Genomic DNA, 13,242 nt, shown 5'->3' with positions numbered 1-13,242 from the left:
TCATCACTGTGACAAAAATGGCAATATATACGCTTATTTCGATGTCGATTGCGGCTCAGAAAAGGTAAGCGTAAATGCCCCTCGCAAACTGCCTATATCAAAGCCCGTTGCTTGATCATTTGGATAATGTGTATCTATGACTTCTTTCACCGTTGGCGAGATGTCCCTGCCATGGCAAGCAATACACACAGGCTTGGTTTCAATCGCCATCATGTACCTGAATTTATTACTTTCTTTATCAAAGTGAGTAGCCTCAAGAGGCTTTTTAGATGATAGGGTTTCGCGGCTTTCATTAGGAAGCTCAACACTTTTTGCAAGCTGCTCAGCAAACATTGTTAACTGCGTTTGCTCCCATGCATCAGGCGAGTTATTTGGGTTTCGCACTTTGAGCGCTGTTCTGCCTACTGTCCAGCCTTCAACACTCAATGCTGTGGCAATGGGCTCAGCAGCTAGATGGCATGCATTAACACCTTCCTCAAGCCCTCCAGACTGGATAGCTTGTTTTAATTTTGCTTGTAGCGCTGCACCTAGAGCTTTCGCGTGCATGCGCGCTTCCTGTGTTTTTAGCGAATGGTCACTGTCGACATTAGAGGCTAACGCGTTTGGCGAAAGCACATATGTTAAACATGAAAATACGTATGCTACATTTAATGGCACTGAAAATTTCATAATAATTCCCTATTCGTAAGCACAATGATTAAGTGGTATTCGAATATTCACAACAAAGTTTATGCCATTGTGATAAATTAATTAGATTAAACTTATATAACGGAAGATGTGATGAACATTTCAATAGTCCAAGCCATGATTGATGCCATTGATAAGCCCGCTATATTTATCAATCAAAGCTATATTATTGAGGCTGTTAATAAGTCATATCGCGACACCTACCCGGTTGACATTAAAATAGGTTATAGCACGTGTTTCCAAGTGTCCCACCGCAACAGCAAACCGTGTGACAAATGCGGTGAACACTGCCCAATGCAAGAGTGTAAAGACACCAAGCGAGCAGCCAGTGTGGTACATATTCATACTACCAATGAAGGCCAAAGTTATTGCGACATATTAATGCGCCCCATATACGACAACACAGGCGCGCTGCTGGGATACCTTGAAATCCTCGATAAACTAGCCTTCGCATCCAACTTACCTTCCCCCGGCAAGATGATTGGTGAATCTGATGCTTTTAAGCGCATGCTCAATAAGATTAATCGCGCAGCAAATTCGGATATATCAGTATTGCTATGGGGCGAAACTGGCACAGGTAAAGAGCTGGTTTCTCAAGCATTACATGCAACGAGCCCTCGGGCTCAATATCCTTTTGTGGTGATAGAGTGCACTGGGCTTTCAGACAATCTGTTTGAAAGCGAGTTATTTGGTTACGAAAAAGGTGCCTTCACCGGCGCTACCAGCAATAAAAAAGGGTTGGTAGAAACCGCTGAGGGAGGAACCTTGTTCTTCGACGAAATCGGTGATGTACCTTTGTCGATGCAAGTAAAGCTTTTGCGCTTGCTTGAAACCCAAACCTACCGCCCCGTTGGCAGTGTCAAGGTAAAAAAACGCTAACTTTCGCTTGGTGTGTGCTACACACAAAGACCTCAAGAAAATGGTCTATGAAGGCTCATTTAGGCAAGACTTGTATTATCGAATTGCAGGCTTTCCCATTTTTCTGCCCTCACTGAGAGAAAGAAAAGAAGATATCGCCCTACTTGCTACCCATATATTGTCATCCCTGCCTGAGAAAAAGCACCTACACCGCAACGCGTTGGCGGTGCTTGAGACTTACTCCTTTCCAGGAAACATTAGAGAGCTTAGAAATATTTTAGAACACGCCGCACTACTCGCTGATGAAAAGGTTATTTTTGAACATGACCTGCCAGAAACTGTATCTGTTGAAGCGGATGAGACACAGAGGCACCTCGATGTTGGTATTGAACATAGTGAAGATATCTTGTCGTTAGAAGATATAGAGTCTCACTATTTAGCCAAACTCTATAAGCGTTTTAATGGTGATATTGCCACAATAGCCTTAAAGCTAGATATCAGTACACGAACCCTTTACCGCAAGCTACAACGAGCGGGCATTAAGATAAAAGAGAAAAACATGTAGAGATGATCTGAAACCTTTCGTCCATCAGCATTGCAATAAACATTGGAAATTAACATTAAACCAACGCTATCATATATGCATAAGCTTAATCTAAGGTTTACATGACACTGCGATCACCTCTTATAGCGCTATTATGTCTTGCTATGCTATTGCAAAATGCCATGGCATTGGGGCTTGCTGCCTATTCCATGCAGCAAGCAAAAGCACTTGTTAGTGGCTATGTGGGCGGTGATATAAGTGATGACATCGAGCTTATATGTACCGGAAAAACCATGCGTTATATTTCTGTCAGTGCCACAGAACTGGCAGGCGAATTTGTATTTATTCCTCTTGATGACCTGCAAGGACATGCTGAAAGCATCGATTGTACTAATGGTACTCTTGCCGACGTTCCTCAATCCGATGACGTCTTTTCCCAACAAAGCATTGAAACAAGCTTCGTACGCTATTATGCACTTGCCATGCGCATTGCACAGCAGCCGTACACAGCCTTTGCTTATGCCGCACCACATGGTCGCGCGCCACCACTGTTCATAACTTCCATCTAGAAATGCATTTGGTACCGACACTATGCCGGCACCGACACTTTTACACATTTTATTGGAACTGTTATGAACAAGTCAGCAGTAACACTTGCGCTTTTGAGTGCATTTTCGCCCGCGTTAAACGCAGCATTAGACACAAATAAAGAAAATAAAAATACAACTGAAATCATTACCGTAGTGGGCTCCCCAATTACTTTTATTGAGAGGGAATCAATCACGCCTATCACCAACAATCAGGCAGATTTTTCCGATCAATTAGATACACTTCCTGGTGTTGCGATAAGCCGCAACGGCCCAGTAACCGCGCTTATTCAATATCGCGGTTTATTTGGAGAACGGATAGGTGTGTCGATCGACGGTGTGGATATTAATGGTGCAGGCCCAAATGCCATGGACTCACCGCTTTCACATGTAATGCCGGAAATAGGCATGACTGCGACTTTGTATCGAGGCATTGTACCTGTTAACGCAGGGGTTCAAACCCTTGGCGGAAAGCTTGATATAAAAACAATGGCTTCAACGCTATTTGCAATGGATGAGGGCGTGTACGCTCATATTAATGGAAGCTTTATAAGCCCGGGGAACGGACAACAATACCAAGGTAATGGGTTATACCGCACCGACGATAGTTTTATTAGCGGTGCTTTCATTCATCAGCAACGCGAAAACCAAGAATCAGGAAGTGGCGACGACATCCCTAATAGTCATTATCAACGCAATGGAGCAAAAATAAGGGCTGGATATCAAATAGACCGGCATCAATTTGATGTGAGCTATCAAACACTCAACACCAACGAAAGCGGCACGCCTGCACTAGCAATGGACATTAACTTTATCGATGCAGCCTGGTACCGCTTGAGCTATCAATTCGACCATACTGATGAAAAATACATTTCAATCAATCTGTTTGGTAACAGTAATCAGCATATTATGGACAACTTCTCGCAGCGCATGTTGATGATGCCAACAATGGCAAGACAAAATGAAACAGACGCTATTGCCCAAGGAATAGACCTTACCTATGTTCAGCCATGGCAAAGTGGCGAATTGCAACTTGGCTTCAATTTTCAGCACAATCGAAACAACTCGGTGATAACTAACCCTAATAGTGCCATGTTCTTTATAAACAATTTCACCAATGTGGAACGCGACACCGCCAGTGTCTTTGCGCAGTGGGAACACAGTACAACACAATATCAGACAACGCTTGGGGTACGTTACTCGCAAATCGATATGGATGCCGGCCTCGTGGGTTCTAGTATGGCAATGATGAACGATGCAGTGGCGTCTTTAGCTAATAATTTTAATGGGGCAAAGCGGGGCAAGACCTATCACATGGTTGATCTCGCAGCCAACAGCATATTCTATTTCAGTAAGCAAATTGACATTGTTGTGGGTGCCTCTCAAAAAAATCGTGCACCCACCTACTATGAACGCTTTACGTGGTTACCATTGGGCATTACTGGCGGTATGGCTGATGGCTTTAACTACATTGGCGACCTCAATTTACATCACGAAACCGCGAGAAAACTTGAGTTTGGAATCGACTACCATAATGACGATTGGACGATGTCTCCTCGTTTATTTTATCAAGATATACAAGATTATATTGCTGGAGCACCTAGTACGAATGTCGCTGCCAATGCAGTGTCCACAATGATGTCAGGTAGAACACCATTTCAATGGGCAAATACTGATGCCGTTATAAAAGGCGCAGATATCACCATTACGGGGCAGCTTTCCGAAGATATTACTGTGCAGTCGGTAGCTACCATTCAACATGGTAACCGTGACGATATTGATGACGCCTTATTTAGAATTGCACCTGAGCAATTGACCACTCACGTACAATGGCATTCGACATTTTACGATGCACCGATTTCCCTTCAATTGACCTCAGAGATCAACGGGAGCCAAAATCATGTGTCGGAGTTACAAAGTGAAAAACCTACTGCCGGATATGGGCTTATTCACCTGTCAGCCCTTTGGCAGCTTACACCAAAATTGCAAATTACTGCTAAGGTAAACAACGCATTTGATAAGGAATACGCTGCACACACTGCAGGTATTAATAGAGTGATGAACACCACACTACCCGTTGGGGAACGTGTTCCCAATGCGGGCAGAGAGTGGCAGTTATCAATTAGCTATCACTTATAAATTGTCATAAAGCCTGTGGCTCTGCTACAGGCTTTCAACCGCTTGCCATACCAATCGAAGCGCTAGCAATGACACCACTACTTTAAAGGCAAGCATGAATTTTTCAGTTGGCACGCGCTTTAACATTTTAAGCCCAATCATTGTGCCTATCGCTCCGCTTGCGACCATTGCGATAATAAGCCCTGCCCATTGAGTAAAAGAAAAACCCACGAAAGTAAACACAAACGCTTTCAAGCCATGCTGAAGTGTCATACAGCTGGCAAAAGTACCGGTAATCTGCATTTTGTCGTAGTTATTGCGATGTACGAATGCCGCGACTAGAGGTCCCGTTGCCCCTACAAACATGGAGATTACCGTAGTAATTGTCCCTGCTGAGACCCGACCTATCGCACTCATTTCCTGCGCTTTGGGTTTAGGGCCCCATACTAGGAATAAAATAAAGGTAGCAACTGCAAACTGGATCATAACCAGAGGTAATTGCACCACGACAAAAGAAGCGAATACCGCTCCCAAAATAGCACCGAGAGCAAAGAAATTAACCATGGACCAATCAACATATTTAAGGGTCATCAGAGCACGGTTGCCATTTGAGCCAAGTTGAACTAACCCGTGCACAGGAATTAGCGCTCCCACTGGCATCGCGCCAGCCATCACAGCTAACAATAAAACGCCACCGCCAATTCCCAACATCGCTGTCATTAAAGAAGTGAACAAAGACAAAACAATAAGCACCAACGCAGAGGAAAGCGAGATGGCATCATTCGCTGTTACCAGCTGGTATAGATATTCCACTTCACACTCCTTATTATTTTCCTGTTAACCTTCCTTTTTGCATTTCTATTCACCTTACTGTTCACCTTTTTGATCACACCCTGGTTATTTTTAGCCCCATAAAAACATTAGAAAATCTAATCCCAAATAACAGTTTAACTCAATTGAAACACCACAAATTTTGTATAAAATGCGCGCAAATACTGATTATTTTTTGTTTTACACATTATTTATTAGGAACTGCAATGCACAAGTTTACCGCCCCACTATTTTCAATTATTTTCTTCGCTTTTGGTGCAAATGCACTTGAACTAGAACCAAGTGACAATTCAAAGTTATCAAAGGCTTGTGTAGCTGCAGTTGAATCAACGGGTACATTGGAAAGTATTTTACGTGAAAACAACGTACGTGTTAGTAACACCAATGAAGTACTTTGTAATAATACACCTATCACTGAATTTGCACGTACTTATAAAAAACAAGACATTAGCCATACAAATGTTAATGCAGTTTTCAAAAACGCCGATACCTCAACAGAAAGTCAACTGTGCATTGCAGCTGCGACTTCTAACGAAGAATTCAGCAGAGCAAAACGACGTTTTCTTGCAAAAGTAAGTCCGAAGCAAGTTACCTGTAACGGCATGGCACTGGTTAAATTTGCTAAACAATACAATAGGGCATTTAACGGCTAAATGTCTTACTCGCAGGTTCGCGCTCTTTTTGTAACTTTTGCATAAGTAATATAACCCAAGAGTGACCCACTATGAAACGAAGAAAGGCGCATCAGCGCCTTTCTTCGTATCGGCGTACCTTGTTCTTTATAACCTCTTAGTTTCAAATCAGCCCAACTGAATAGCTGCGTATATAGCTGTTCAACCGCGTAAAAAACGTTGACATCAATTCATCATCGTTGAATACTCAAGGCCATCAAAATCACGTTGGTTTAAAATGCGCAGTTACACAAGCAATACCACAATCGCACTAATTATTATTCTCGCTATTCTACGGAATGGGCGGGTAAGCTAGTGTGTGATTAAGAATTCCACTAAACCCGCCGCCAAGGCGGGTTTTTTTATGGCTCGTCTCGTGGCAAAAAACTAGAGACGACAGAAATGAATACATCAATAACCCATGTTTTGCATCGCCTTCACGAGGCCGTTAACTCCGGCGATTATGACGCTTTAGCCAACTGCTATGGAAATGGCGCAAAAGTGGTTGCAACACCGATGTCCGGCGCGCCCAAAAACAACGTTGTTCAACATGATTGCGTAAGTGCACTTCAGTCTTTTCAGCAGAAGTTCATGCCAGAACATCTTGTTACTACAGGTGATGAGATAATAGTTGAGGCGGGTGATGTAGCGTTAGTCATAGCAAAGCTTTATCTGGTCCCCAAAGCTTCACCCAATGCTTTACCCTGCGAAGGAAAGCGCGCGCTTTATGTTATGCAGCGCCAACCCAATGGCGAATGGCGTTGTGTAATAGACAACTTTTTTGGAACTGACTTACTTGATTTTGCGTAAATCAGGAAAAGGTGTGAAGCGTGTTATTAATATACATAAAGTTAGAAATGTAGCGTTGGAATTTATAAAGAGAGCAGGCAGGCCCTGCTCTCTTTGACAGTTAGTGGTCGTGTGCCTCAGCAATACCAAGCCAAACTGCACCACTTGGAACGAAGTCTAATGATAGCAATGTCGTTGCCGACTCATCTTCAAGGTCAACAGCCCAAATGGCTTGTGCTACTGGGTCAACCACGAATAACATGTCCTCTACTTGAGATACTGTCATGCTAAATGACTGCTCGTCTGTTAGGCTTCCAGCGTTTGCACTTGCCACATCAATTTTGTGTGCGAACTCCCAGTGGGTATCACCGCCTTCTGCATGTGCTTCAAGTAAGGTCACATAACCTTTATCGTCAAGGATCGCGAAGTATTCACCTTCGTGGGTAAAGCCATACGATACAGCGTGTGCGTCGGCTTCTGGCTTCCAATCAATTACTTCCATCGAGTTGGTGACCGGCGAGACATTGGCGAGAATTGCGCTACCGCCACCGTGTTGTGATGCGACACCAATAAATGCGTCAGCGTGCTCGTGTCCATACAGGGTTCCTATACGAAGACCATTTAGGCTATCGATGTTTTCTACGAATGCGCTTGTAAATACTTCATCGCCTTCGTTTAAAACTAATACGCCATTGCCGCAGCCAAACGCGACCGCAAGTTCATTTTGTGCTGCGCCGTGCAAGTCAGCGCACTCCCCATCAAAGCGTTGTTCTTCCTCGTATTCGCCATCGTGATAATGAAAAACAGCTACGCTATCTGGCAAGATGGGGTTAGATGAGACGCTTACCGTGTCATCGCGACGCACTGAACTTATCAACATGTCACCTCTGGGCTCAGCAACACCATGCATATTCACTGTGAAATCAAGCGAGGGAACATCGTCAATTTCAGAAGCAATTTGCAAATCAGTGACCACTTTCACACCTGCTGGCATGCTTGTTTCGGCGTCACCGTCATAAAATACTGCTAGTTGCCCATCATGAGCAACGATGTGAGTTGGTTTACTGCCTTCGAGGGAAAAGTCAGACAACGCAGGCGCTTCTTTGTAGTCGTGTAGATGGTCAACGTGATCTTCTCGCCATAATCCACCATCGAGGAACTCAGTAATGCCATTTGCACGTGAGCTGATAACCGCATAGCGATATCCCGCTGATGCACTAATGCTACTACCCTCGAAAGTTGATGTAAAAGTATCAAGTATACTGATGTCATCTAATTCAATTACGGTCAAGGTATTAGATGCTGTATCGGTAACGACTAAGCGACCACCGCTTTCAATTTCATAATCACCATGGTCGTGTCCATCATCGCTGTGATCATCTTCATCTGGCACCTCTATGGGGTCTAGTTCGACAATATTGGTTTCTGCATCACCGCAACCAGCCAAAATAAGTGCGCTTGCGATAGCCGTAAGCATTAAACTGTTTTTCATGTGTTATATCCTTTAAAAATTCTGTTTTTTTAGTCTTTTTTTAGAAAAACCCGCGTACACCTAGTGCAAAGTTTCTTCCTGGGCGCGGCGCTATATCTTTCAAGAAAGAGGTATGAACGCGAGCTGCTTCATCGGTTAAGTTTTCACCGCTCAGATACACAGATAAATCGATATCACCAAGGGGAATATCGTAGGTGATAGAGGCGTCAACTAGCGTGTAACCATCTGTTTCGGTTTCAAAAGAAGAAATATTGTCTTGTTTAGCAAAATGCGTAATGTCTAAGTCAGCTCGCAAACGGTTTAGTGTATATTGAAGGTGTGTACCCACGCGCATGGGTGATGTACGAGGAAGATCTCCTCCGTCTTTTAAACGCGCTTTCACATAGTCGGCAAACATGTCCACTTTAAGTGCATCCGTTGCTTGCCACGCAACTTGAAACTCAAAACCATGAAGAACGGCATCAGCTGAGCGGAACAAATACACAGGCAATTCGTCACTGTGATCATGCTCGTCAGCATGGTCGTGTTCATCCTCGTGGGCATGTTCGTCGCCATGGTCATGGTCGTGGCCGCTTTCAGCAAATAGCCCCGTGCCTTCTTGGTAGTAGTAGTTGTCTACTTGGTTGTAGAAGATATTGAACACAAACCCAACATCGCCCTGTGTTTTTCTAAACGTTAAGTCAACGTTATTGGCCGTTTCTAGATCAATTGGCGTCTGCGCAAGAATAAATTCATCGTCGTTGGTTAAATTGAATAGTGCGCCAACCTCGTAAGTTCGCGTTCCGATATGAGGGCCAAAAGAAAGTAATTCAGAAGCAGAAGGCGCGCGCTGTGAGCGAGATAAGGAAATACCAACATTGTACTCGTCGTTAATGGTATAAACTGCCCCCGCAGAAAGAGAGACAGGCGTAAACTCTTGTGCCACATCAAACTGACGAATGAATTCGCTAGAACCATGATCATGTTCGTCGCCGTGCTCATGTTCATGTTCATGTTCATCATCATGCTCGTGCGCATCAATATCGGGTAGAAGCACACTCGCAGCATCTAGCATTACGCGCTCAATGCGCCCACCCAGCTGGACTAACCAATTGTCAAAGTGACGTTCTTCCATTAGCGCCAGAGCAAACATTTCCATTTCTGAAGGCGGTGTGAACGCTTCTTCACCCTCGGCAAACACTTCGCTACCTTTATAGTGCACGCTTAGACCACCACGCCAGTTCGCTATCGGCCTATGAAGCAATTCAACACGTACTTCTTCAGTCTCGTTACTAAACTGAGTACCTGCAAAATTCCCTTCAATTTCCACGTGATCGTAATCGGTATAGCCCGCTCTAAAATGAACGCTTTGAAGCAAGCTATCTTGAAAGTTGTACTCACCTAATAGTTGATAACGGGTTTGTTCTAAGTCGGCATAAACCGACTCTACGCCACCGTGACTATGGCCGGGAATTCCATACTCACGATTAAACTGCTCAACGGCAACGCCAACATAACCTTGGTCAAACAGATAGCTTGTCCCTAAAGTGAATCCATGCGATTCCTCCGCACTGTTTTCAACAACATTCTGACCATCTGGGTCGTCGATATCTGGTGCAGATGGCGTTTCATAATCATCAGAATCGCGATAGAAACCATCTGCGTAAAATGCCACCTTTTCCATACCGGTTGTGACATTGAATGTCGCTAAACTCTGGTCGTTGACTGACTGCGTTTCGAGCAAAAATTCACCACTAGTGTCAGTCGATGTAGGTACGCGTTTATCGACAACATTAACCACACCGCCTATGGCGCCACTACCGAAAAACAACGTTGCGGGACCTCTCAGCACTTCAATTTGTTGCGCTGTCGATGCTTCTCCTGCAACTGCGTGGTCTGGACCTACGCGAGATACATCACTTACATCTAAGCCATTTTGCGTAATTAGTACACGAGGGCCACTTAATCCGCGGATAATAGGCGTACTAGCCACATTGCCATGAAAATTAGTTTGCACGCCTGGTAGTTTTTCTAACGTATCGCCCAGCGTCGCAGCTTGCTGACGTCTCAAGTTTTCACCTGATAGCACACTTACGGGAGTAGCAGATTCCATCACTGACAAGTGCATCGGCGTGGCATAAATATCAATAACTTCAATAGCACTTTTGGCTAAGACATAAACACCATCCTCTGGCTGATGATTCACAACATTGGCATCTTTGTGAAGATGCGCAAAGCCAGGAGAAAAGATGTGTAGATCGTAGTTACCTTCATCGATATCCGAGAAGACGAACTGGCCTTTCTCGTTGGTACTAGCTATGCGTTTTAGCGACTCAATTTCAACCACCGCCCCTGAAATAGGCTGACCTGACGCGCTTGTCACGGTACCTGAAAGTGTTTGCGCCAATATGGACGTCGGCATCAATAGCGAAAGCCCTAACGCCACCCGAGTGAGTTTCATTGTTATAACTCCTGATTTTCAATCTCAAAATGTGATAATGTAACAAATGAAATATTATGATATGTTATATTATAACAATAGCACAAGGGGTAAAAACTGATTGTTATTCCAAATACCGTAAACAAAGGGCTATTCAAGCTGGCATCTAGCCTCTCGTTTATGGCAGCCTTTGCCGCCAATGCCAATCCTCATGTACATGGTGAGGGTACGCTACAGGTGTTGCAGGCTAGTAACGATTGGCAATTTGTTTTACAGCTTCCCGCAACGGATGTGTTGGGGTTTGAACATAAACCGGCGTCGGCAGCTGAACTAAGCCAATTTGAAAAGGCCGAAAACACGCTCTCAAACTTCAAAGATATTTTCAGCATTGATGCAAATTGTTCTGTTGTTGACACCACAATGGAAGCGCCATGGCAAGAAGCCCTAGAACAAGAATCTGTGGAGCACAAAGCCGAACATCATAGAGCAGATGAATATAACGAACACGAGGAACACGGACATCACGACGAACAAGAAGAACATAAGAAGGAAGTTAAGCACGCGACACATTCAGATTTTCGAGTGGCTTATCTACTCACGTGCGAGTCGCCTATTTCCAAGGTCGAAATAAGCGGTTTTGAATTGTGGCCCAGTGTATCCATGCTAAGAGCAACCTGGATAACACAAACCAATCAACAGGCTTTTATCATCAAGGCCACCGAACCGTCATTTGAGATTAAGTAACCCCTTGCTTACAGGACTATTTATGACTTCAATTACACAAAGAAATGCAATGGCAAAGACACAAGCAGTTTCAGACAAGTTCGCAATGATGTTGTCTTCCCTATGCGTATTGCACTGCCTACTAACACCTTTGCTTCTCATTGCTATTCCTTCGCTGGCAGGCGTAGCAATGCTAACCGATGAAACCTTTCATCATCTACTACTGTATTTTGTTATCCCCGTCGGCTTTGTGGCCTTGCTTATAGGCTTTACGCATCATCGCACGTTATGGGTAGTCTGCTTTGGCCTAACTGGATTAATGATACTGAGCTCTCCCTTGGTACTTGAAATGCTTGGACTGGGCCATGAGATTCTCGGTGAAAACGGCGAAACTGTGGTTACTGTAATAGGGTCATTGTTTGTTGTCGCTGCACATATTGCCAACCTTCGTCTAAGCAAGAGAGCCACCCCACAAGAGACCTCATTCACCTCAGTCTAGCCTCATGCCTATATTTTTAATCTTTCCTTTGTAGTAAGGACATTATCTTGTCGAATCACGCTTTTTCATCTTCTTTGCCAGATATCACTCGCGAGTCTTCAATTAATACTAGACCTCGTATTAACGAGGTGGGCATGAAAGGTATTGCACTTCCATTGACCATTCACGATAGCAAAGGCATCGTTATTGCCAGTACAGCAAAGGCAAATGTAACGGTAAGTCTTGACGACCCTCATGCTAAGGGTATTCACATGTCGCGGTTGTATAATCTATTGCAAGAACACCTAAGCAATAAAGTACTTGGTGATATACGACTGAATGAGTTGATGGACGCACTAGTACTGTCTCAGGCTGGGTTAAGTACCTCTGCAACGCTCTCTTTACGCTTTGACCTTACTGTATCAAGACCAGCCCTTGTCAGTAAAACCGCGGGCTATCAGCATTATGACGCAGCACTTACATTAAAAAGCGATAAGGGAAAATATAAAACACAACTGCGTATTAACATTCCCTATTCAAGTACGTGCCCTTGCTCGGCATCGCTATCGAGGCAAGCGTTAGCAGAAGCATTTCAGGCGCAGTTTGAAAATAAACCGCTTGATACAAATGTGATAAGCGAATGGCTTGAGTCTAAACAAGCGAGCATTGCCACGGCGCATGCACAGCGCTCTTTTGCACATATTACGCTAAACTTGATAGATAGCGCGGTACCCGACTTTGTTGACATTATTGACCTAGCTGAAAATACGTTAGCAACACCGCTACAAACCGCAGTGAAAAGAGAAGATGAGCAGGAATTCGCCAAAAGAAATGCGCAAAACCTGATGTTTGTAGAAGATGCGGTAAGACGGTTACACGATGCGTTTAGTACATATTACCAAGCCACCCACTTTCATGTAAAAGTAGAGCATCAAGAAAGCTTGCATGCTCACGATGCTGTTGCAGAAATAAGCGGCTCGATTAATTCACGCTAGTGCGCGTGATACAGCAGTGGCACAGCAGTGACAACAAATCAATTCTGTTA

Annotated in this window: 11 protein-coding genes and 1 pseudogene; 8 read left to right on the top strand and 4 right to left on the bottom strand. The window is 44.1% G+C overall.

Going from position 1 to position 13,242, the window contains the following annotated elements; genetic code table 11:
- Positions 1 to 33 precede the first annotated feature (33 nt).
- Positions 34 to 669, bottom strand: coding sequence for a DUF3365 domain-containing protein (locus EYR97_RS15095; protein ID WP_131094490.1), 636 nt, complete (start codon positions 667 to 669; stop codon positions 34 to 36).
- 135 nt (positions 670 to 804) lie between these two features.
- On the opposite strand from EYR97_RS15095, the pseudogene EYR97_RS15090 reads away from it, so the two are divergent.
- The 3 genes and pseudogenes from EYR97_RS15090 to EYR97_RS15080 all read left to right on the top strand — a co-directional run bounded on the left by EYR97_RS15090 (position 805) and on the right by EYR97_RS15080 (position 4,815).
- Positions 805 to 2,110 (top strand): annotated as a pseudogene (locus EYR97_RS15090) (sigma-54 interaction domain-containing protein).
- 101 nt (positions 2,111 to 2,211) lie between these two features.
- Entirely contained in the window at positions 2,212 to 2,658 is a 447-nt protein-coding gene (locus tag EYR97_RS15085; protein WP_131094489.1) for a hypothetical protein, read from the top strand.
- 63 nt (positions 2,659 to 2,721) lie between these two features.
- Positions 2,722 to 4,815 carry a TonB-dependent receptor gene (locus EYR97_RS15080; RefSeq protein ID WP_131094488.1) on the top strand — a complete coding sequence of 698 codons (2,094 nt, stop codon included), beginning with the start codon at positions 2,722 to 2,724 and terminating at the stop codon, positions 4,813 to 4,815.
- A gap of 24 nt (positions 4,816 to 4,839) precedes the next feature.
- Here the strand turns inward: EYR97_RS15080 and EYR97_RS15075 are convergent, their stop codons facing one another.
- Complete coding sequence (locus EYR97_RS15075) at positions 4,840 to 5,607, bottom strand: sulfite exporter TauE/SafE family protein (RefSeq protein WP_131094487.1); 768 nt, start codon at positions 5,605 to 5,607, stop codon at positions 4,840 to 4,842.
- Positions 5,608 to 5,831: 224 nt separating this feature from the next.
- Between EYR97_RS15075 and EYR97_RS15070 the strand changes: the two genes are divergently transcribed.
- Complete coding sequence (locus EYR97_RS15070; RefSeq protein WP_131094486.1) at positions 5,832 to 6,278, top strand: hypothetical protein; 447 nt, start codon at positions 5,832 to 5,834, stop codon at positions 6,276 to 6,278.
- A gap of 420 nt (positions 6,279 to 6,698) precedes the next feature.
- Positions 6,699 to 7,106 (top strand): DUF4440 domain-containing protein, encoded by a 408-nt coding sequence (locus EYR97_RS15065; RefSeq protein ID WP_131094485.1) that lies wholly within the window; start codon positions 6,699 to 6,701, stop codon positions 7,104 to 7,106.
- Positions 7,107 to 7,206: 100 nt separating this feature from the next.
- Here EYR97_RS15065 and EYR97_RS15060 read toward each other — a convergent pair whose 3' ends face one another.
- Positions 7,207 to 8,577, bottom strand: coding sequence for a 5-methyltetrahydrofolate--homocysteine methyltransferase (locus EYR97_RS15060; RefSeq protein ID WP_131094484.1), 1,371 nt, complete (start codon positions 8,575 to 8,577; stop codon positions 7,207 to 7,209).
- 40 nt (positions 8,578 to 8,617) lie between these two features.
- Positions 8,618 to 11,017, bottom strand: coding sequence for a TonB-dependent receptor (locus EYR97_RS15055; protein WP_131094483.1), 2,400 nt, complete (start codon positions 11,015 to 11,017; stop codon positions 8,618 to 8,620).
- A gap of 159 nt (positions 11,018 to 11,176) precedes the next feature.
- On the opposite strand from EYR97_RS15055, the gene EYR97_RS15050 reads away from it, so the two are divergent.
- From EYR97_RS15050 to folE2, 3 genes are read left to right on the top strand one after another with little or no spacing between them, the layout of a single operon-like run.
- Positions 11,177 to 11,740 (top strand): DUF2796 domain-containing protein, encoded by a 564-nt coding sequence (locus EYR97_RS15050; protein WP_131094482.1) that lies wholly within the window; start codon positions 11,177 to 11,179, stop codon positions 11,738 to 11,740.
- A gap of 22 nt (positions 11,741 to 11,762) precedes the next feature.
- Positions 11,763 to 12,218, top strand: coding sequence for a MerC domain-containing protein (locus EYR97_RS15045; protein ID WP_131094481.1), 456 nt, complete (start codon positions 11,763 to 11,765; stop codon positions 12,216 to 12,218).
- Positions 12,219 to 12,265: 47 nt separating this feature from the next.
- Positions 12,266 to 13,192, top strand: coding sequence for a GTP cyclohydrolase FolE2 (folE2, locus tag EYR97_RS15040; protein ID WP_242635043.1), 927 nt, complete (start codon positions 12,266 to 12,268; stop codon positions 13,190 to 13,192).
- The last annotated feature ends 50 nt before the right edge of the window (positions 13,193 to 13,242 follow it).

This window comes from Alteromonas sp. KUL42 (assembly GCF_006538325.1).
In the GTDB taxonomy this organism is placed as follows: domain Bacteria; phylum Pseudomonadota; class Gammaproteobacteria; order Enterobacterales; family Alteromonadaceae; genus Alteromonas.
The sequence above is the reverse complement of the archived record's forward strand: the minus strand, read 5'-3'. Positions and strand labels throughout refer to the sequence as shown.